Annotated in this window: 21 protein-coding genes; 3 read left to right on the top strand and 18 right to left on the bottom strand. The window is 38.8% G+C overall.

The genetic code is table 11. From position 1 onward, the window contains the following. Window positions 1–135: 135 nt before the first annotated feature. Together GPDM_RS13210 and GPDM_RS13205 are read left to right on the top strand one after the other, a co-directional pair. Window positions 136–720 carry a protein-L-isoaspartate(D-aspartate) O-methyltransferase gene (locus GPDM_RS13210; RefSeq protein WP_008432108.1) on the top strand — a complete coding sequence of 195 codons (585 nt, stop codon included), beginning with the start codon at window positions 136–138 and terminating at the stop codon, window positions 718–720. 202 nt (window positions 721–922) lie between these two features. Then, on the top strand, window positions 923–1,618 hold the full coding sequence (locus GPDM_RS13205) for a Na-translocating system protein MpsC family protein (RefSeq protein WP_008432107.1): 696 nt from the start codon (window positions 923–925) through the stop codon (window positions 1,616–1,618). 90 nt (window positions 1,619–1,708) lie between these two features. Here GPDM_RS13205 and GPDM_RS13200 read toward each other — a convergent pair whose 3' ends face one another. The 3 genes from GPDM_RS13200 to GPDM_RS13190 all read right to left on the bottom strand — a co-directional run bounded on the left by GPDM_RS13200 (window position 1,709) and on the right by GPDM_RS13190 (window position 5,566). After that, window positions 1,709–1,912: a hypothetical protein gene (locus tag GPDM_RS13200; protein WP_008432106.1), complete on the bottom strand. Its 204-nt coding sequence runs from the start codon at window positions 1,910–1,912 to the stop codon at window positions 1,709–1,711. A 235-nt stretch (window positions 1,913–2,147) separates the two neighbouring features. Continuing rightward, complete coding sequence (locus tag GPDM_RS13195) at window positions 2,148–3,371, bottom strand: MalY/PatB family protein (RefSeq protein ID WP_039863420.1); 1,224 nt, start codon at window positions 3,369–3,371, stop codon at window positions 2,148–2,150. A gap of 86 nt (window positions 3,372–3,457) precedes the next feature. Continuing rightward, window positions 3,458–5,566: a type IA DNA topoisomerase gene (locus GPDM_RS13190; RefSeq protein ID WP_008432102.1), complete on the bottom strand. Its 2,109-nt coding sequence runs from the start codon at window positions 5,564–5,566 to the stop codon at window positions 3,458–3,460. Window positions 5,567–5,703: 137 nt separating this feature from the next. Between GPDM_RS13190 and GPDM_RS13185 the strand changes: the two genes are divergently transcribed. Then, the gene (locus GPDM_RS13185) at window positions 5,704–6,381 is read left to right on the top strand and encodes an NAD(P)H-binding protein (RefSeq protein WP_008432101.1); all 678 of its coding nucleotides are present in this window, start codon (window positions 5,704–5,706) and stop codon (window positions 6,379–6,381) included. 37 nt (window positions 6,382–6,418) lie between these two features. Here GPDM_RS13185 and GPDM_RS13180 read toward each other — a convergent pair whose 3' ends face one another. From GPDM_RS13180 to GPDM_RS13110, 15 genes are all read right to left on the bottom strand, one after another. After that, window positions 6,419–7,195: a sulfite exporter TauE/SafE family protein gene (locus GPDM_RS13180; RefSeq protein ID WP_008432100.1), complete on the bottom strand. Its 777-nt coding sequence runs from the start codon at window positions 7,193–7,195 to the stop codon at window positions 6,419–6,421. A gap of 59 nt (window positions 7,196–7,254) precedes the next feature. Continuing rightward, window positions 7,255–7,482 carry a sulfurtransferase TusA family protein gene (locus tag GPDM_RS13175; protein WP_008432098.1) on the bottom strand — a complete coding sequence of 76 codons (228 nt, stop codon included), beginning with the start codon at window positions 7,480–7,482 and terminating at the stop codon, window positions 7,255–7,257. A gap of 166 nt (window positions 7,483–7,648) precedes the next feature. Continuing rightward, window positions 7,649–8,776 (bottom strand): MBL fold metallo-hydrolase, encoded by a 1,128-nt coding sequence (locus GPDM_RS13170; RefSeq protein WP_008432097.1) that lies wholly within the window; start codon window positions 8,774–8,776, stop codon window positions 7,649–7,651. A 39-nt stretch (window positions 8,777–8,815) separates the two neighbouring features. Then, window positions 8,816–9,373, bottom strand: coding sequence for a sulfurtransferase TusA family protein (locus tag GPDM_RS13165; RefSeq protein ID WP_008432095.1), 558 nt, complete (start codon window positions 9,371–9,373; stop codon window positions 8,816–8,818). Window positions 9,374–9,416: 43 nt separating this feature from the next. Next, window positions 9,417–9,713: a rhodanese-like domain-containing protein gene (locus GPDM_RS13160; protein ID WP_008432093.1), complete on the bottom strand. Its 297-nt coding sequence runs from the start codon at window positions 9,711–9,713 to the stop codon at window positions 9,417–9,419. A 15-nt stretch (window positions 9,714–9,728) separates the two neighbouring features. Beyond that, the gene (locus GPDM_RS13155) at window positions 9,729–10,094 is read right to left on the bottom strand and encodes a rhodanese-like domain-containing protein (RefSeq protein ID WP_008432092.1); all 366 of its coding nucleotides are present in this window, start codon (window positions 10,092–10,094) and stop codon (window positions 9,729–9,731) included. A 31-nt stretch (window positions 10,095–10,125) separates the two neighbouring features. Then, window positions 10,126–10,608 carry a DsrE/DsrF/DrsH-like family protein gene (locus GPDM_RS13150; protein WP_008432089.1) on the bottom strand — a complete coding sequence of 161 codons (483 nt, stop codon included), beginning with the start codon at window positions 10,606–10,608 and terminating at the stop codon, window positions 10,126–10,128. 137 nt (window positions 10,609–10,745) lie between these two features. Beyond that, window positions 10,746–11,006: a metal-sensitive transcriptional regulator gene (locus GPDM_RS13145; RefSeq protein WP_008432088.1), complete on the bottom strand. Its 261-nt coding sequence runs from the start codon at window positions 11,004–11,006 to the stop codon at window positions 10,746–10,748. A 147-nt stretch (window positions 11,007–11,153) separates the two neighbouring features. Beyond that, window positions 11,154–11,537 carry a DUF302 domain-containing protein gene (locus GPDM_RS13140; RefSeq protein WP_008432087.1) on the bottom strand — a complete coding sequence of 128 codons (384 nt, stop codon included), beginning with the start codon at window positions 11,535–11,537 and terminating at the stop codon, window positions 11,154–11,156. A 96-nt stretch (window positions 11,538–11,633) separates the two neighbouring features. Continuing rightward, on the bottom strand, window positions 11,634–13,016 hold the full coding sequence (locus tag GPDM_RS13135; protein WP_008432086.1) for an SLC13 family permease: 1,383 nt from the start codon (window positions 13,014–13,016) through the stop codon (window positions 11,634–11,636). 11 nt (window positions 13,017–13,027) lie between these two features. After that, window positions 13,028–14,527, bottom strand: coding sequence for a tripartite tricarboxylate transporter permease (locus tag GPDM_RS13130; RefSeq protein WP_008432084.1), 1,500 nt, complete (start codon window positions 14,525–14,527; stop codon window positions 13,028–13,030). Between the two features lie 14 nt (window positions 14,528–14,541). Further along, window positions 14,542–15,000, bottom strand: a complete 459-nt coding sequence (locus GPDM_RS13125) for a tripartite tricarboxylate transporter TctB family protein (RefSeq protein ID WP_008432083.1) — start codon at window positions 14,998–15,000, stop codon at window positions 14,542–14,544. A 65-nt stretch (window positions 15,001–15,065) separates the two neighbouring features. Continuing rightward, window positions 15,066–16,076, bottom strand: coding sequence for a Bug family tripartite tricarboxylate transporter substrate binding protein (locus GPDM_RS13120; RefSeq protein WP_008432081.1), 1,011 nt, complete (start codon window positions 16,074–16,076; stop codon window positions 15,066–15,068). 996 nt (window positions 16,077–17,072) lie between these two features. Next, entirely contained in the window at window positions 17,073–17,747 is a 675-nt protein-coding gene (locus GPDM_RS13115; protein WP_008432079.1) for a response regulator, read from the bottom strand. An 18-nt stretch (window positions 17,748–17,765) separates the two neighbouring features. Next, window positions 17,766–19,340: an ATP-binding protein gene (locus GPDM_RS13110; protein WP_008432078.1), complete on the bottom strand. Its 1,575-nt coding sequence runs from the start codon at window positions 19,338–19,340 to the stop codon at window positions 17,766–17,768. Between the last annotated feature and the right edge of the window lie 342 nt (window positions 19,341–19,682).

Here is a 19,682-nt window from a genome sequence, read left to right as displayed (position 1 = left end):
TAAAACTCCGGAGTAAATACTATACAGCATGCTGTTTTCCACTTAAAATTACTGTAACAATACCTCTCAGAAAATGCATGATTTAAACACTGCTTTGCTCATTATTTCCGTAAGGAAAGAAAGTAGGGAAAGAAGATGGAAAATCGCAGAAAAGAGATTATTGCTTATTTTAGAGAAATGGATCGTAGCTACTTCATGGATTCCAATAAAGATCTTGCGTCACTCGACCATGCTCTTCCTATTGGATTTGAACAAACCATCTCACAGCCATCGCTTGTTCTCGAAATGACCTTAGCACTCGATCTTAAGCCATGCCATAAAGTGTTAGAAGTCGGAACAGGCTCAGGATTTCAAACCACATTATTGGCAGTTTTTTCAGGAGCCGTCTATACAATTGAAAGAATTGAAGAATTATACAATCGTGCAAAAGAACGATTAGCTCAATTAAATATCAATAATATTCATTTCAAATTAGGCGATGGCAGCATTGGCTGGAAAGAGCATGCTCCCTTTGACCGAATAATGGTTACTGCTGCAGCTATTGAAGTTCCAAAAGAGTTAATTGAACAACTAAATCGAGGAGGGAAAATGGTGATTCCCGTAGGAAATTCCGTCAGCCAACAACTTCAATTGATTGAAAAAGACGCTGAAGACAAAATTCACATCACACTTTTGAATCACGTACTATTTGTTCCATTAAAAGGAAAGTACGAAATGTGATTTTCTATTAAACTAATCAACCTATATATTTCTAAGTACGTAACTCTTTTTTAGTCGATTCAATCCTTTTGGACACAACAACACAATTGCCATATAATAAAGCACACTAGACAGACTCCTCTTTTTCCGTCTATGTTTAATTAGATATACTGAAGAGAGATTGCAGCTTATGATGCTATAACTAAGAAAAGGAGACTGCCTCATGCCTAACGAAAAAGAAATTCATACTGAAGTTGGCAGCTATATTTCTACTCTACTGCGTAACCATTTTGGAAAAGGTCCTACTTCAGTATTTGTAACCGTCAAGCCTCCCTTTATCACTATCCACTTACGTGGGTTTTTATCTTCGCCTGAAAAAATTCTACTGAAACAGCAAGAACATCGCAGAGTATTAGAAACACGTGATCTTTTAATGAATCAATTGGTTGTAGATATTAAATTGGATTTATGGAAAATTGGCGAATTAGATATTGAAGATGTTTATGCAGATTGGAATTTGGATGATCAGTCGGGAATGATTCTTGCTGTCATGACCGATAAATCTCCAGCAAATAAATTTGAGTGGGATTCAGCTGTTCCAGTGGAAAGTGTTCTCGAGGAAGTGGAGGAAGCTAGTCGGAAAGCACAAAAAATTCCTGAGAAAACTGATTTGTACTGGCTCAACAGCCGCACATTATTGATCGAGCGTACCGGAATTTTTGTCGAAATTGAAAAAGAACTTATTCGTGGAGGATTTACTGAAGAACTGAAGTTAGTTAAGCGTCCTTTAGAACGGCGCTTACTGTTACAAACTCGGATTGAAGCTATTTTGAAGCAGCCTATTTTAGAAGTATTTCTTGATTGGAACTTTACCACTGATAAAGGCTATATTTTGTTATTACTAGAACCTACTAAATAACAAATTCCAGCTTATAAAACCATAGATAAACTCAGATAATCTGAGCTTATCTATGGCATTTTTTCTAGCTTATTTATAAATATACCTTTTCTAGCCACTAATGCTTTGAGCTTGCTGACAATATTTACACGTTTCATATAAATCTTTTGTCTCAAGCTGTTGAATATATTCAACTTGGTCAGTAAATTCCCTTTTTTCTACAGGGGTCTCTACAAAACCGCACCGGTCTCCTGCAAACTGTCGCTGGTGAATCTTCTTTTTCTTATGATCTATAAAGTAATAAATAACGACCACGTCCTTCCTTTTTCAGAAAATAGAAAAGCCGAAAAGAACTGCCCTTGTTTCAAGGCATTCTTTTCGGCTTTTACTTCAGCTCTATTGTCTGAAATATTTAACCAAGATATAAAAGTAGCGATCACCTGAAAAAATACCGTTGCTAATTGAAACTTCCTCTCAGATTAAAAACGCTCTTATTTCCCAAGTACATTCATCATACTAAATATCATATCAAAGATAAAGAAATCAGCATTCACTTATTATTTACTTTAGTTCCAATGTTTACCCCGGGAATATTTTCAAATTCTTTTGCTATTCTTTCCAAAGCTTCTTCTATTAATGGGCGCGGAGAAGGCGTACAAATTCGTTGATAGAATTCTCCTTCTTCACCAAACATATTACCATCCTCAAGTAGGACGTTTGCTTTGTTATATATGCGATCATGAATTTCTTCAGCTGTTATGCCGTAACCACCGAAATCTAACCACATAATATAAGTTCCTTCAGGAATAGCTACTTTTACTTCAGGCATGCGCTCAGCTAAGAACTCTTTTATATAAGCCATCGTGCCATCTACATAGTCCTTTAACTGCTCTAGCCAGTCTTCGCCTTCATTGTAAACGGCAATTAACGCCGCAATAGCAAATGGAGATGCTAGTTGCATGCCCATTTCAGTAGAAAATTTAGTTCGCAACTCTTCGTCAGAGATGATGATATTTGTACAATGAAGTCCAGCCACATTAAAAGTTTTATTGATAGCTGTGCACGTAATAATGTGGTCAGTGTGCTCGGCTACTTTTGCCATTGGCACAAATTTTTCGCCCCGACGAAGCAAATCTCCATGAATTTCATCTGCCACAATTAAGACATTATGGTTATGACATATAGCCGCCATTCTTTTTAGTTCATCTTCATTGAAGTTTCGCCCTGTTGGGTTATGAGGATTACACAAGATAAACATTTTCGTATTGTCCTCTTTTGCTTTTGCTTCAAAATCTTCAAAGTCGATTGAATAATAGCCATCGTCATCTTTTTTCAAAGCATTATTTACGACATGCCGATTATTGCCTTCAATTACAGAAGTAAAGGGAGGATAGACAGGGCGTTGAATCATGATGCCGTCTTCCGCATTTGTAAATGCTTTAACTGCAATACTCAATGCATGAACAGTTCCTGGACTGTAAACAATATGCTCTTTCTCTATTTTCCAATCATGTCGCTTTTGCATCCATGATTGAATCGCATCAAAATATTCATCTGGAAAAACAGAATAGCCATAAATCCGGTGATCGACTGTTTTATGCAATGCCTCTACTAAAGGTTGAGGTACTGGTAAATCCATGTCTGCAGTAAATAACGGAATCGTGTCTTCATCGTACCTTTCTGTTAAACCAAACTGCTTGATCAATTCTTCTCCGTCCCATTTCAAAGAGTAAGTGCCTCTTCTATTAATAATTTCATCAAAATTATAGTTCATACGAAACTCCCTTTCTTTCAGATCGGTTACTTTACTCTCTCATTGATTATCGAAGAAAGCCGGGGGTTATTGCAACCAAATGAACTTCAGAACTCCATTTTCAATTTACCGTCTTCTAGTATCAACTTGGCATTGAATTTTTTTCCGTTTTTCGAAACAAATCCTTTAATAACGGGCGTCTTGCCTTTCGTACACAAATACTCAATTTGCTTGGCGGTTAGTCTTTTTTTCAAGAACGTCGCAGGAAAAGATTGCTTGCAGCCATTTTCATATTCCGTGCAATTATAAGAGCCTCTTCTCGAAACAATCATGCCTTTCTTACATCTTGGGCAAAGCGCAATTTCATCTTTAGCATCAGGCGTTGCTAATTTTTCTGGCAATCCATTTTTCTGCATTTGAGCTGGTACCTCGTCGAGCAGTTTTTGAATAAATTTGCCGATAGTAGCTAAAAATACTTCAGCTGAACCTTCCCCGCGTCCAATTTTCTTTAAATACGTTTCCCATTTTGCCGTCATCGATGGACTGGACAATAAATTACCTTCAATAGACTGGCATAGAATACGCCCTTTTCCCGTAATCGAAACAATGTTTTTCGTGACTGAAATGTATTCATGACGCTTGATCGTTTCAATAATGCCACTTCTTGTTGCTTCCGTACCGAGCCCTTCAATTTCTTTCAAGATTTCGGTATCCTCTACGTCTTCAACAAGCTTTCCGCATGTTTTCATCATCGCGATCAGTTGCCCTTCTGTGTAAGGTTTTGGTGGTATTGTCATATTTTCTTTTATATCAATTTTGCTCTTAACAGCCTCTTGCTCACGCAATGGTGGCAATGAAGGCTCTTGCTTTGCTTCTTTAGAAACAGCAAACAGCTCTTTCCAGCCTTTTTCAAGCTCTGTTTTGCCGGTTGTGAAAAATGGTAAGCTTTTAACTTCAGTTGTCACTTTTGTTTCTGCATACCGATAATCTTTATGAAACATCGCCAATGTTGTCCGCAATACTTCTTCATATAAATTACGCTCGTCTTTTGCTAAGCCTTCGATTTTGCGTGCGGTCGGTATTGTTTTGGTCGGAATGATCGCATAATGCTCTTGAACTTTAGCGCTGTCTACAAAACGTTTTTTAGGGGCTTTTGACGCGATTGGAAACGGTGCATTGATGATTTGTTGGTACTTCTCAACTTGTACTGCCAAATAACTAAATTCACCAGGCGTAATGTGTTGCGTATCGGTTCTTGGGTAACTCACTAATTTTTTCTCATATAGGCCTTGCATGACAGATAACACTTTCGCCGGACTGTATTTCCACTTGCGATTGGCCGCTGCCTGCAAAGTAGATAACGAATGCAGTTGTGGAGGTGGCGTGCGTTTTTCTGTCGTTTTGACTTGTGTCACAACACCCTCTTCTTTTGCTCCAATCGCATGCTTAGCGAGCAATTCCTCTGCTTCTTTACGCTCTTTGGCACGCAACTTCACTTTGCCTTTGTAACGTCCTTTTTCTGCAACAAACAGCCCTTCGATTTCATAAAAAGGTTCTGGCACAAACGCTTCGATTTCTTTTTCCCGTTGGTATATCAGAAAAACCGTTGGCGTCTGAACACGACCGATTGCAAATACTTCGCGTATGCCTTTTTCTTGAAGCAATAACGAATACAAACGAGATCCGTTCATACCGACAAGCCAATCACTGATTTGACGCGCCTTGGCTTCTTGGTATAGTAATAAGTCTTGGTGATTGTCCCGCAGTTCTTGAAACCCTTTTCTGACTTCATCTGCTTCTAGTGAGTTAATCCATAGGCGTTTTATTTTTTTGTTCTTAGCACCTGTATGATAATAGATGCTATAAAATATATTAGATCCTTCCCGGTCAACATCACACGCATTGATGACCGTATCGGTTTGAAATATCAACTTTTTAATGATGCCAAATTGCTGAGCTTTGCCTCGTGCTATTTGAAACTGATAGTTGTTCGGCAAAATTGGCAAAGCAGCTAATGACCACTTTCCCCATTTCGGATCATAAGCTTTCGGTTCTTTTAACTCCACAAGATGTCCAATTCCCCATGTGATATATGCGCCTTCTGGGAAAATCGGGTCTGGTGCAATTTCAATAAAACCATCACGTTTTGTGGACTTGAACGCTTCAGCATAGGCCTTTGCTTGGCTTGGTTTTTCAGCAAGTATCACTGGTTTCATGTGCGTCTTCCTTTCTTTTTGACCCTACCCTTATTGTACCTCTACAATGAAAGAATCAAAGCAAAAAGACAATTTCCTGTAAATTGGGGTATAGTAGATTTTAAGCTAAAGAAACATAGACAAAGGAGTCGTTCACAATGAATAGTAAAACGGCTTTACTAGCAGGAGCTAGCGGATTAGTTGGTAAAGAATTACTTCATATCCTATTAAACAGCTCAAATTATTCACAAGTTATCATTTTGGTTCGCCAACCTCTCGAAATCGCTCATGAAAAATTACAGCAAGTTACTACAAATTTCGATAACTTGGAGGAATACGCCAAATATTTTGATGTAGATGATGTTTACTGCTGTCTCGGCACTACCATTAAAAAAGCTGGGTCACAAGAAGCATTTAAAAAAGTCGATTACCACTATCCTCTTAAAATGGCTGAATTAGCAGCCTCACAGCAGGCAAAGAATTTTCTCGTCATTACAGCATTAGGCGCCGATTCGACATCTAGAGTTTTTTATAGTCGTACAAAAGGTCAATTGCAGTTGCGGTTGAAAAAAATAGGATTGACCGCGCTCCATATTTTCCAACCTTCTTTATTGCTAGGTAATCGCAAAGAATTTCGGTTAGGCGAAAAAGCTGCGGCATCGTTAAGCCCTGTTTATAGTCGTTTTCTGAAAGGGAAAATGGAAAAATACAAACCTGTGGAAGCTAAGTCAGTAGCATTAGCTATGTATGAAGTCGCTCAAATCGAGAGAACAGGAAACTACACATATCCATCCGACCGAATCGAAACAATAAGTGGAAAAAGCGCTGAAATATAAAAGAGGACGCCCTTTAAAAGGCGTCCTCTTTTATATGTTAAAGAATATCTGACCAGATTTTAATAGCGGTACCTAAGATTAGTAAGGCCAAAATCCATTGAAGATATTTCGTATTCATTTTTTGCCCTAGCTTAGCTCCAAGCGGTGCTGCAATAAGACTTGCAACAATCATGATAGATGCTGGACCATATAAAATCTGATCCGTAACAATTTTACCAACTGTTGCACCGATTGACGACAAGAATGTAATCGCAAGCGAAGTTGCAATTGTCATCCGCGTTGGGATTTTCAATACAATCAGCATAATCGGCACCAAAATAAAGGCACCTGCCGCGCCTACGATTCCGGCTGCAATTCCGACAGCAAATGCTAATCCTGCTGCTAGCCATTTGTTAAAGGTAACTTGATCAAGCGGAATGTCATCCACACCTTTTTTAGGCATAAACATCATAATTACAGCAATTGTTGCCAAGACAGCATAGACAATATTAATAGCTTGCTCAGACAATAATGTTGAACCATAGCCACCGATAAAGCTACCTACTAAAATCGCACCACCCATATAAGCGATCAATGTTTTGTTTAAATAGCCGCTCCCACGATATGCCCATACTCCGGCGATAGTCGCGAAAAAGACTTGAATGGCACTAATACCTGATACTTCATGGGCACTAAAAGCTGTGTAGCCTAGCATTACTGGTATATAAAGTAGCATCGGATACTTGATAATCGAGCCACCGATTCCCACCATTCCGGAAATAAAAGAACCAATAAAGCCGATGAGAAATATAACAATGATAAAATCTATGCTCATTTTACATCACCTTTCTAAAAGGGAAAAGGGTATCGTACCGATACCCTCTACTCTATCTTTTAGCCTTTCTTAATCCAGAATTTGAAGACATCGCCCTCTGTTTGAGAATCCATAAGTTCGTGACCACCTGATTTTGCCCATGCAGCTAAATCTGCTTGTGCGCCTTTATCAGTTGCCAAGATTTCAAGAACTTCGCCACTTTCCATAGTTTTCATTTCTTTTCTTGTTTTTACGATTGGCATTGGGCATGCTAGCCCTTTTGCGTCTAATACTTTAGTTGCGTTCATCAATATCTCTCCTTTGAGTTGTTTATACTATTTATCGAAATAACTATTTACTATATCTACTTTAAGATATTCCACAAACCAGCCTTGTTTTCCTGCGAATTCACAAGAATCTTCGCTGATTTGCTTCACACCTAAAATAATTGTGTGCTTAAAGTCTAGCTCTTACTTAACGTACTGCACAGCGATTCGGTCCAATTTCCATTTCACGCTGTATTTCTTCATCTGGTGTGATTTGACCCATATTTGTTTTGCGAATGTCTTGATAAGCATTCGGCTGTGGCGGTAAGTTTTTTGTAACCATATCACGGAATTCTTGCTCGTCCGAAATATTCAATCCGTGGTTTTCTTTAAACAAATCACCTAGTTTTTTAGCCACACTGCCGTCTTCATTTAACTCATCAATAATCATGAAATGAGCTGGAAGAACAATAAGTTCGTTTGCTAGATCTTGATAACGCGAGTAAAGAGATTCTCTCAAATCGCCTACCCAGTCTTCTGCAAGACCTGCAAGGTCTGGACGTCCAATTGAATCGATGAAAAGAATATCACCAGTCAACAAGTACTTGCTATCTACGATAAACGAAGTAGAACCAATTGTGTGCCCTGGTGAATAAAGAGCTTCAATTTCAAGTTTCGAGCTTCCAATTTCCACTTCTAACCCATTTTCTAAAGCTGCGTATTCAAATACAACGCCTTCTGCATCTTTTGGTGGCAAGTAATACATTGCACCTGTCGCTTCTGCAATTGCACGACCGCCAGAAATGTGATCGGCGTGTAAGTGTGTATCAAAAACGTGTTTAATAGTTGCGCCTTTTTCCTGCGCGAAGTCCAAGAAGATATTTGCCATGCGAGTTGCATCAACTACAGCGGCTTCTCCTTCAGAGATTACCATATAAGAAAGGCAACCTTTGCCAAGACGTACAAATTGATATAATTCTCCGCCGTTGCTCAATTCACCGACTTTTACTGGTTCCAGATGCTCACTCCAAGCTTTCATACCACCTTGTAGATAAGCTGCTTGAACGCCTTCTTCTGACAACATTTCTGCTACCATAACCGAAGACCCTTCTTTTGCACAGACCACTAAAATGTCTCTGTCTGTTGGCAATTCTGAAACCACTTCTTCGACGCCGTCCAATAAATCGAAATAAGGTGTATTCAAATATTGGATATTGCCGCCTTCAATTTTCCAATCCGAGAAAGCATCGCCATTTCGTACATCTAAGATGAACAATGGCTGATTGTTTACTACTTTTTTTGCTACTTCACTTGCTGTCATTGCTGTTACCGTCATACAAAATTACCTCCAGGGGTATATAATTAGTTAAAATTTTTAAACTGTTTTTCCTGTCCAATCTCTCATACCTGGTACTACGTTATAAAGTTTATCAAAGCCTTTTTTAGCCATTAAATCTCCTGCAATTCCACTTCTACGACCAGAATGGCAAATTATATAAATTGTGTCTTCTTTTTCCAACTCTTCCATGCGCGTTTCTACATCACCTAAAGCGATATGAACTGCACCAGGAATATGAGCTTCTTCAAATTCGTCTTTTTCACGAACATCTAAAATGGTTAGATTTTCATCTGTTTCAACTTTTTGAGCAAAATCAGTTAATGCGATTTCAGGTATAGTAATGGTTTCTTCAGGAGATCCTGCACCATCTTTACGCAGAAAATGGCGTAAAACGTCTCCTTCAGTTTCAGTCCCAATATATTGATGTCCTGAACTTTTTGCCCATGCTTGAAGATCAGCAGTTGATCCTTTATCTGTCGCAAGAATTTCTAGTACTTTCCCTGAATCCATACTTTTCATTGTTTTTTTCGTTTTTACGATTGGCATTGGACATGCCAATCCTTTTGCATCTAATGTGAAGTCGATCTGTACCATTAAATTTCCTCCTTGATATTCCGCTTGTTGTTTCAGCAGGTAATTAGTTTGTTTCGCCGTTCCAATTCAGCATTCCGCCGTCCATGTTCGTAACATTGTAACCTTGACTGTCAAGGAAACTAGTTGCTTGACCACTGCGTCCACCTGAACGACAAACCATAATGTATTCTTGTGATTTATCAAGTTCGCCCATGCGAGACTCCAATGTTCCTAAAGGAATATTGATCGCACCTGGAATTTTACCTGCTGCAACTTCGTCTGTTTCACGAACATCGATCAAATTAATTGATTGGTTACTTTCCAATAATTCTTGAACTTCTTGAGTTGTCATGGTTTTCATGATAAATCTCTCCTTTTATCTGCGGTAACTGCTCATTCCGCCTCTAATGTTTGTAATTGCGGTAAAGCCATTTTTTTTCAATAATTGGCTGGCTTTGCTGCTACGCATCCCGCTTTGGCAAATAACTAATGTTTCTTTATCTTTTGATAGTTCATTCATGCGTTTCGGTAATTCATTCAATGGAATGTTTTTAAAGCCTTTAATGTGATTTCCTTTGAACTCACCTGGCGTTCTTACATCTATATACTGTTTATCTTTTTTACCTAGTTGTGATTTCATTTCTTCTGTAGAAATCGACTGAACTCCTTTAGTAGGCGTAGTGAATCGATAAACCAACCAAAGAACTGCCGCTCCGATTATGACCCATGTAATCCATTCCATTGTGCATCTTTCCCTTCATATTTAAATTTAATTAAATGAATAGGTTAACGTGCCCGTCTTCTGCATCTCCAAGATAAGCTGCAACTCCTGCATACTCGATTTCATCAAGTAATTCTTCTTTTTGAAGTCCTAGAAGATCCATTGTCATTGTGCAAGCAATCATTTTCACATCTTGTTCTTCTGCCATTTCAATTAATTGTGGCAAAGATAATGCATTGTGTTTTTTCATAACTTGTTTGATCATTTTCGGGCCCATTCCGCCAAAATGCATATTTGATAAACCAAGTTTATCTGCACCTCTTGGCATCATTTTCGAGAACATCGTTTCTAAACGACCTTTTTTCAACTCTGGTGGATTTTCTTTTCTTAATGCATTTAATCCCCAGAATGTGTGGAAAATTGTTACTTCGTGATCGTATGCCGCAGCACCGTTGGCAATAATATAAGCCGCCATTGCCTTGTCATAGTCACCGCTAAATAATACGATCGTAGTTTTCTTTTGCTCTTGTGCCATTGTATTGCCTCCATTTAAATTACCCGTAGGGGTATTTATTTTTTCAAAAAAAATAACGTTTTATAGTGACGCCGCACTTTTTTATACCCTACAGGGTATGTTAAAGCATATGTTTTTGATTGTCAAACATTAATTTTCTATCTGCTCTTTACGAGTAAGTCTACAGCTTCTTTTACCATGCTTTCAGTACTTTCGCCTTTGTCAATACTTTCACGTACACATGATTCTAAGTTATCGCTAACGATTACTCCAATAGCACGATCTACTGCACTTCTTACTGCTGAGAGCTGCATAACAACGTCTCTGCATTCGCCTTCGTTCTCAACCATTTTAATCACACCGCGTAGCTGGCCTTCTATTCTTTTCAATCGGTTTTCAACAAGTTTATCGTATTTCATATCGATTATGCCTCCTATTTATAAAATAAAGGATATCTTACTTACCCCTTATTTTATACCCCTTAGGGTATGCAGTCAACACATTAGCTTACGATAGAAAATCTCTTTAACATAAAGACCAGCTCGGGTGTATATGTGCATATCTAATTACGCAGACTGGTCAATACATTTGATCAATCGTTGTTCAATGTCTTCTGCAATCGATTTAATGTTTTGGTCTTCTACCATGCCAATCAAAGCAGTTGGTTTCGGCATCCCAATTTTTACACTGTCGCTTTCTTTGTACACAACGATTTTACAAGGCAGGAAGTAGCCAATCATCAAGTTTTCGGATAGTACACGGTTTGCTTCTTGCGGATTGCAAACTTCTAAAATCGTATAAGGAGTATCGAAATCTTCTCCTTTTTCTTGAAGCTTCGCAGTTAAATCAAAATTCCAAAGTACGCCGAACTTCTCTGCCTTTAAGTTTTCTTCTAAAGCTTCAACGGCCTCGCTCACTGTTTTAGATGTATCTACTGTGTAATTAAACATATTTTAGTTCCTCCTCGTGTTTTTTCGCTCTCTAAGTACCCTACCCCGTATAAAATCGGTTAAACATAAGAAACCTCAGTTCAAGCTTTTATCTATTCACCAAATAAATGCCGCCCATGTAATTGCGATGATGAGAATGATAAAGCTTGAATAACTACCAACAATTATTTGTTCCTTAAATGAAAGAGCTTTTTTTTGAAAAGCTAAAAACGTTGTTGGTGAATGAATTGGTAATACTGTAACACCACCAATAATCATAATCACTAAAAATGCACTCGCTATAATCGACAAGTCAAGAATACGCGCGTAATTCATAATGATAGGAAAAATAATAATCATTGAAGTCGAGGGTACGACAAATAAAAAACGTAACACAAAAATAACACAAGCAATAAAAATAAAATTGCCAAACTCTCCAAGTCCTTGTGGTAAAAAGCTCATTAATTGTTCAGCGAGCACGAGTGCTGTCCCATTCATTTCAATTACGTAACCAAGTGAAAAGGAAGATCCTATTAGTAAGAAACTTTCCCAATCATAGTTTCTTATCGTTTGATTGGTTATTAACCCATTAATCGGCATTCCATAATATCCTACTAACAAGAGCGGTGCCAAAACTAGCGGCACTTGTTCCTGGTCTAAAACAATCCAACTAATAATCATCATGCCAAAAGGTATTATCACCCACCAAAAACGGGGCGGGAATTTTTCATCATTCATTTTAGGAACTTCCCGATAAGTAGCGACAGTAGCGTCACGCTGCCTCTTAAAGTAAAACCACACGCTAAAACTAATAACTAGCATTGCGATCCAAAGTGGTGGAGCGATGCGTAAAAACCATCCGAGCCATGAAATTTCAGTATTTCCAAAATCCTTCAATAATTGTGCGGCCAGAATTGGAAATCCACCTCCGGTAAACACTACCATTGTTGAGTTTTGGTTAAACATCCCTATTAAGTACATGCAATATTTGCGAAATAGACTTTCTGGTCCAAAGCCAAACTGAATGTTAAGTTGTTCAATAATTGGCTCGAGTATACGAAATCGCGCCACAGCTGACGGCAAAAAAACAGGCATCCATAAAATAAGCAGAGGCAATCCGAACAAGATTGCTCGAAACCCACCTCTGCTAAATTTCATAATAATTTGCGCAAACACTCGATCTACTCCTGCCGTTACTAAAGCAGTGGAAATAAGAGATAGTACTAATATAAAGTACAAAGCACTTGAAATAAATCCTGTGAAAGCTTCTTCCGGCTCCTCTACCACATCAAACATCAAGATTAATCCGATTATCACAAAGCTCGATGCTGCAATAGGCAATGAACTGAGTGTCCAAAAATAGATGGCAATACCTAACAATAGCAGTGTTAATTGCTGCTGCAGTGAATAAACAGAAGCAATACCGGGATATATATAGTAGATACTCGCCAAACTCAACAGAAAAAACAGGCTCAAAAATCGAAGTTTCGAAAGAACCACATCGTCCCCCCTTACATGTTAGCTAGCTTCCGACGGCTTCTCCATTTTAGAAGACCAGGAATAACTAGTGAGAGTAGCGCAATCAAAATTAACGATAATGGCAATGGACTGTTAACAAAGATTGCTAAGTTTCCATTTGAAATTGTCATCGATTGTCTGAACGCTTGCTCCATCATTCCCCCTAAGATAAATGCCAAGATAAATGGCGGAGCTGGAAAAGAAAAAACGCGCATAGCAAATCCAAGTGCACCAAAAACAAGCAGCATATAAAGATCAAACACATTAAAACTAATCGAATATACGCCGATCAAACTGAACATGATAACTAATGAAATCAACAAAGGTCTCGGAATACTCAATATTTTCGCTAAGTAAGGAATAAGCGGCAAGTTTAAGATCAATAGAAAAATATTTCCTAAATACATACTGGCAATAATCCCCCAAAAAATCTCTGGACGATCCGTCATTAACAGTGGACCCGGTTGAACGCCTAATACTAGAAATGCACCAAGCATAACCGCTGTTGTCCCAGAACCTGGAATACCTAGACTCAATAACGGCACAAATGCGCCACTTGTTGCGGCATTATTTGAACTTTCTGGAGCGGCTAACCCTTTTATAGAACCTTTTCCAAATTCCTCTGGATTTTTTGAAATTCGTTTTTCAAAGATATAACTAATAAATGAAGCGATTGTTGCACCTGCACCTGGCAGTACGCCGAGGATAAACCCAACAAATGATTGACGGGTCATTGGGCCGCTCATTTCTTTCAAATCTGCTCGAGTCACTTTTAAGCTGCCAAGTTTTTGATCATCACTCAAGCTACGATTTTTCCGATTAAGCACCAACATACAAACTTCTGCAATGGCAAACAAACCAAGTGCAATAATTAAAAAGTCAAATCCATCAAACAAATTCACATTCCCAAACGTAAATCGTTGCGTCCCAGTTTGTGGATCAATTCCGATAGTAACGACCATTACCCCAGCAACTGCGGCGATCATCGCTTTTATCGTAGAACCTTCAGACAAACTGGAAATGGCAGTTAATCCCATAAGCATTAATGCAAAATAGGCAGGTGGGCCAAACGAGATGGCTACACTTGATAAGGCTGGGGCTAACAACATCAGCATAATAACAGAAACCGTTCCCCCGAAAAATGAAGCAATCGCAGCAATGGCTAGTGCTTTCCCAGCCTTTCCTTGTTGCGCCATTGGATAGCCATCAAAAGCTGTTGCAACAGTTCCTGAAATCCCAGGAGCATTTAAGAGAATTGAGGAAGTCGATCCCCCAAATACAGCGCCATAATAAACTCCGGCCATCATGACAAGTGCAGGCGCTGGATCCATTCCATATGTAATCGGAATCATAATGGCTATGGCACTAATGGGTCCAAGCCCTGGCATCATGCCGATTAACGTACCGACAATAACACCGATTAAAACAAACAAAATTCCTTCCCAGCTTAAAGCGACTTGAAAACCTGTTATCATTCCGTCAAAAGCATTCATAAAGTCCACACCTCCTATATTGGTAAAATGCCTTTAGGTAGCGAAATTCCTAAAGCAAAAACAAAAATCACATACATCCCTAAAGGAAATAAGATTGAAACAATAATGTTGGATTTCCATTTGGTATAGCCTAAAAACCATGAACAGAAAAAGATAAAAATTGCAGTCATAATGACAAATCCAATGATTTCAAATAATAAAATATAAAGAAAAATCATGGCAAAAACAGCTAGTAAAACTAATAATTCTTTTTTAGGAATATTGCGTTTCTCTTTTTCCGCCTCGGTTTCAATAGCTTTAGAGAAAAAGAGAGCAATAGATAAAATAATCATTAAGATGCCTAGTCCTTTTGGTATCACATCAGCATCTACCGGTGCATATGGATAATTCGGTAATTGAAAGCTTAAAAACAAATAAATCGCTGCTATTACAAATAAGATTAAAGCTATTCTTCGATTGATGGTTAACGGCAAGTGGAACGCCTCCTTTATACTGAAAAGAAAGAAACCGAATAATTGTTATTCGGTTTCTAAATTCTTTAGTTTCCTAACCCGATTTCCTCTAATAACACTTCAATTTCTTTGTATTCATTGTTTAAAAATTCCTCGTATTCTTCTGAACTTAAGTACATTTCGTTCCAACCATACTTTTTACGCACTTCAGCAAATTCTTCAGATTCACTTAACTCTTTGAATTTTTCTTCGTAGTAATCTACTGCCGCCTGATCCATGTTTGGCGGTCCAAAGAACCCGCGCCAGTTGATAAAGCTTTCATCAATTCCTTGTTCGATAGCTGTTGGGAAGTCTGAAAGAATTTCGCCTTCCATTCGTTCTTCAGCTGTCACACCGAGAACTTTGATGTTTCCAGCACGCACTTGTTCAACTACTTCTCCAACACCTGTAGAAAATACATCAACTGAGCCGTTTAATACCGATGTCAATGCTCCACCGTCTTGGTCAGATACATATTTGATTTTCTTTGGATCTACACCTGCTGCTTTGGCGATGCGAACAAATTGCATATGATCCATACTTCCGGGAGACGATGTTCCTACGACCGTTACACTCTCAGGGTCTTCTTTCATTTGATCAAACAAGTCATTTAAGTCTTCCCATTCGCTATCTGCACTTACTGCAAATGCGCCATAATCTGCAATCATATTTGCTAATGGTGTAAAATCTTCATGACCATACTCAGACTGCCCATTTAACGGAACAAACATTAAGGGTGGCGAAGAAACGAATAAATTATAAGGACTGTCATCTTGACCATGAATATATGCCCAAGCAATGGCTCCACCGCCACCTTCTTTGTTGATGACGGTCATGTTCTTTTCAATAATTCCCGTTTCACCAAAAACTCTTGCCACTTCACGAGCTGTCGTATCCCAGCCGCCACCAGCTCCAGCCGGTGCTACCATTTCGATATTTTTTGAAGGCTCGAATGCTCCACTTTCTCCTGTACTTTCATTCGCGGATTCTTCTGAGTTACATCCAGCAAATACTAAAGCACTTGCCGCTAAAATTGTCGTAAGCATTGTTTTTTTCATTCGATTTCCCCCTCGTTTTTTGATTAACTTGAGTATAACTTTGAATTTTCAGAATGTAACCGTTTGCAAAATAAGCTATTTAAAGAGTTTTGTGTTCTTTTTGTTCATAAAGTTCACACAAAAAAAGACTGATGAATAGCATCAGTCTTTACTGTCGAAAAAATTTACATATGCAGTTTAAGATGGCCTTAACCCGTGCTGTTATCTTTTTATAGACGAGTCAAAGAATCTTGAGGATTTTCTATAGATGAAGAGCGTACAAAAGAAAAATAGGAGTGAGTCTGGGTTGTCCACATACACAAGTTTATAAAGTCTCAAAACCGTGCTGGTCGCTTTGGGGATGACTCCCGCAAGGAGCCAGGAAAACCGCCTGTCTTCTTGCTTCGTCTACCCCGTGGACGCGCCAGCACTAGTGTCTTTTTTATAGACGAAACAAATATAGAAGAGGTATTGGAATAAATTTATTCCAATACCTCTTCTATCTACAAGCTGAGACAAAGTCTATTGAAAATGTATAGTTGTGTATAACCACAACCGTTCCAGCCACTTCGCTTTCCATGGGCTCAGCTTCAGCCTCCTCGTCACTGGAAACCCATGCTCCTGCATCGCTGCGCTAGCTTCGTCGCAAAAGCTTGTCCTCGCAGGCTTCGGCCAATGCTATTCCTGCGGGATCTTCAGCTTTCGCTGTCCCATAGGAGTCTTCGTGGCCAGAACGGTTGTTAGCATATTGCCCTAATTAGAGAGAGTAACCAGCTAATCTATTTTTCAAGAGGATTAATGAGTAATCACACAAGGATCCGAAGCGCAATGCGGCGACTCCTACGGAAAAACGAAGGGATGAGACCCCGCAGGAGCTTGCGACGAGGAGGCTCAGCACTTCGTCCGCGGAAAGCGTCCGCATGGAGCGAAGGATCCAGTATATAAGATAAGATGAATATTCATTCGTTAACTAACATAATAATTCTTTTCTCTACAAGCTGAGACTGATGTATAACATCAGTCTTTTTTCATGTAATAATGTCGCTCAGGTCTTCCTACAATTCCGTATGCTAATTCCGCGTAACATTCTTCAATCGTTACAAGATGTTCTAAGTACCGACGAGCGGTTGTTCGTGAAGCGCCCATTTGTTCGCCCATTTTCTCAGCCGTAATGCCTAATGTATTTCCTGTTAAGACGTCTCTTACCTTTTCTAACGTGAGAGGGTCGATTCCTTTCGCACCGATTGTTGGCTTTTGAACAAGTTTTACACCAAAAAAATCATCTAAAAAATGCTGGTCAATGTCTTGTGTGTTTTGAAGTGATTTTTTACTTTCTATGTAGTTCATGATTGTCGAGACAAATCTTTCTAATGTGGCCGGTTTGATGATGATGCCTTTTACTCCTTTCCGTATAGCTTCCTCTACATACCCTTTATCGTTTTCAGCAGATACTAATATGACATCTGTTTGTGGACTTAAAGAACGTATGTCGTCGATCAAATCAATCCCCAATCCATCCGGCATATAATTATCCAATATAACCAAATCGATTTTATGTTCTTGTATGGCTTTTAAGGTTTCTTGACAATTGCTAGCTTTGCCAAGCAATTGTGCATCGGGGATTTTTTTAAGAAATTGCTCATGGATATTCGCTACGCGAAAATCATCTTCAGCAATATATACTTGTATCATTAACTTTTCCTCCTTTTTCTATTTTGGTAAAAAGACTGTAAAAACAGTGCCTTTTTGCAAGTCTGAACTGACTTCTATCGTTCCTTGTAATTTTTCGACCGCTTGTTGCACGATTGCCAATCCGTATCCTCGATCTTTTTTTCCAACTTTTGTTGAAAACCCTAGCTTAAATAAGTCTTCCATGTGTTCTGCTGGAATCCCGCGACCTGTATCTTCTACCTCAATAACCAAATCACGGCCTAAATCAGTAACAAAAAAAGACACTTCTTTAACGGGTTGTTGCACTACTTCTTCAATTGCATTGTCTATCAAGTTCCCTAAAATATGGATCAGCTTTGCAATATCGAAGTGTTCTGGAAGTTCTTCTAAAGAGCTATTTTCGTCAATGAGTAGCTCGACTTTATTTTCAGAGGCTTTCCCCATTTTTCCTAATAAGATTGCTTGAACTTTTTTATCTTTAATATGGTCTAGCATATATTTTGTCTGATTTTCATGAATCTTAGTTTCTTGCTGGATCAACTCGATGGCTTCGTCCTTTTGTTCTAGCTGCAGTAATCCTGATATTGCATATAGTTTATTGGAGTATTCATGTGTTTGAGCACGCAATCCTTCTGAGTATTGCTGAATTTCCGATAAGGTTTCCAATACTTCCTGAATATCAGTTTTTTCACGAAACGTTGACACTGCGCCTACAATTTCGTTTTTGTGCATAATTTGGGTACGGTTAATAATCAGCACTTTGTTGCCAATGAGCATTTCTTCGTTGCGCATCACTTTATCCGGTTGTAGTGCTTCTTTCATTCGAGAATGAGGCAGGACATCGGCAATATCCCAATTAATAACAGCTTGTGTGAGTCCCAGCATTTTTTCGGCGGATTGGTTGATTTCAGTAATTCTTCCCCGATTGTCAATAGCCACTACCCCTTCAACAATGGAAGAAAGTAACGCTTCACGATCTCGATACATCGCTGCTATTTCCCTGGGCTCTAATCCCATTGTTTCTTTTCGAATATTTTTAGCCAGGAGAATACTACCGATTACACCAAGTGCCAAAGCTAGCAAAACAAATTTTAAAAGCTCTAAGCTTTTTTGAACGATGATTTGCTGCACGTCTTCTAATAAATAACCCACTGAAACTAGTCCGACTACATTTCCGTTGCCATCAAAAATGGGGGCTTTTCCTCGTAAACTTGGTCCGAGTGAACCTTTTGCTTCAGATGTATAAAATTCGGCATTTAATAATGCACGTTCATTGTCACCTCCTACCATAGCTTTGCCAATCTTTGTCGGGTTAGGGTGAGAATAACGAATTCCATCTATATTCCCCACCACAATAAACTCTGCCCCCACTTGTTCTCTCATGTACTCAGCTATTGGTTGGATTGTGTCTTCTGGATTTTCATCGTCCATCGCCTCTACCACGCTAGGCATAACCGAAATACCGATTGCGGTCTCAAGTGCACGCGTTCCCACACTTCCTTTCGTGTCACCCACTTCGTTATAAATAACAATGCCTCCAAAAAAAACAGTGACAAATAATATCAATGACATACTTAATAGTATAATTTTTGTTTGAAGCGATAAATTCTTCATATTCCCTACTCCTACAAGATACTGAATTTTTAATATTTGTAGTCTATCACACTTCATGTAAAGAAAAAGCGGATTTTCAAAGCAATTCAAACAAAAAAACTTCATCCTTTAAAAGAGGATGAAGTACAGACTGTAGACAAATTCTTATTAAACTGAATAATGATGCATACTCTTCAACCGGGCTGGCCACTTCGCTTTCCGTGGGCTCAGCTTCAGCCTCCTCGTCACTGACGTTCCTGCGGGGTCTTCAGCTTTCACTGTCCCACAGGAGTCTTCGTGGACCAGCCCAGTTGAAGGCTTCTTGCTACAAATAAAGTGAAATCCTTTAGTACGCTTCATATT

The organism is Planococcus donghaensis MPA1U2, from assembly GCF_000189395.1.
Lineage (GTDB): Bacteria > Bacillota > Bacilli > Bacillales_A > Planococcaceae > Planococcus > Planococcus donghaensis_B.
The sequence above is the reverse complement of the archived record's forward strand: the minus strand, read 5'-3'. Positions and strand labels throughout refer to the sequence as shown.

What these genes read in the sequence shown, in the direction of transcription:
- GPDM_RS13175 (WP_008432098.1), bottom strand. Translation starts at nt 7,482, where the DNA reads ATGAACGCAACTAAAGTATTAGACGCAAAAGGGCTAGCATGCCCAATG.
- GPDM_RS13130 (WP_008432084.1), bottom strand. Translation starts at nt 14,527, where the DNA reads ATGAATGCTTTTGACGGAATGATAACAGGTTTTCAAGTCGCTTTAAGC.
- GPDM_RS13160 (WP_008432093.1), bottom strand. Translation starts at nt 9,713, where the DNA reads ATGAAAACCATGACAACTCAAGAAGTTCAAGAATTATTGGAAAGTAAC.
- GPDM_RS13115 (WP_008432079.1), bottom strand. Translation starts at nt 17,747, where the DNA reads ATGATACAAGTATATATTGCTGAAGATGATTTTCGCGTAGCGAATATC.
- GPDM_RS13190 (WP_008432102.1), bottom strand. Translation starts at nt 5,566, where the DNA reads ATGAAACCAGTGATACTTGCTGAAAAACCAAGCCAAGCAAAGGCCTAT.
- GPDM_RS13185 (WP_008432101.1), top strand. Translation starts at nt 5,704, where the DNA reads ATGAATAGTAAAACGGCTTTACTAGCAGGAGCTAGCGGATTAGTTGGT.
- GPDM_RS13145 (WP_008432088.1), bottom strand. Translation starts at nt 11,006, where the DNA reads ATGAAATACGATAAACTTGTTGAAAACCGATTGAAAAGAATAGAAGGC.
- GPDM_RS13150 (WP_008432089.1), bottom strand. Translation starts at nt 10,608, where the DNA reads ATGGCACAAGAGCAAAAGAAAACTACGATCGTATTATTTAGCGGTGAC.
- GPDM_RS13120 (WP_008432081.1), bottom strand. Translation starts at nt 16,076, where the DNA reads ATGAAAAAAACAATGCTTACGACAATTTTAGCGGCAAGTGCTTTAGTA.
- GPDM_RS13205 (WP_008432107.1), top strand. Translation starts at nt 923, where the DNA reads ATGCCTAACGAAAAAGAAATTCATACTGAAGTTGGCAGCTATATTTCT.
- GPDM_RS13170 (WP_008432097.1), bottom strand. Translation starts at nt 8,776, where the DNA reads ATGACGGTAACAGCAATGACAGCAAGTGAAGTAGCAAAAAAAGTAGTA.
- GPDM_RS13180 (WP_008432100.1), bottom strand. Translation starts at nt 7,195, where the DNA reads ATGAGCATAGATTTTATCATTGTTATATTTCTCATCGGCTTTATTGGT.
- GPDM_RS13210 (WP_008432108.1), top strand. Translation starts at nt 136, where the DNA reads ATGGAAAATCGCAGAAAAGAGATTATTGCTTATTTTAGAGAAATGGAT.
- GPDM_RS13140 (WP_008432087.1), bottom strand. Translation starts at nt 11,537, where the DNA reads ATGTTTAATTACACAGTAGATACATCTAAAACAGTGAGCGAGGCCGTT.
- GPDM_RS13155 (WP_008432092.1), bottom strand. Translation starts at nt 10,094, where the DNA reads ATGGAATGGATTACATGGGTCATAATCGGAGCGGCAGTTCTTTGGTTG.
- GPDM_RS13195 (WP_039863420.1), bottom strand. Translation starts at nt 3,371, where the DNA reads ATGAACTATAATTTTGATGAAATTATTAATAGAAGAGGCACTTACTCT.
- GPDM_RS13110 (WP_008432078.1), bottom strand. Translation starts at nt 19,340, where the DNA reads ATGAAGAATTTATCGCTTCAAACAAAAATTATACTATTAAGTATGTCA.
- GPDM_RS13165 (WP_008432095.1), bottom strand. Translation starts at nt 9,373, where the DNA reads ATGGTACAGATCGACTTCACATTAGATGCAAAAGGATTGGCATGTCCA.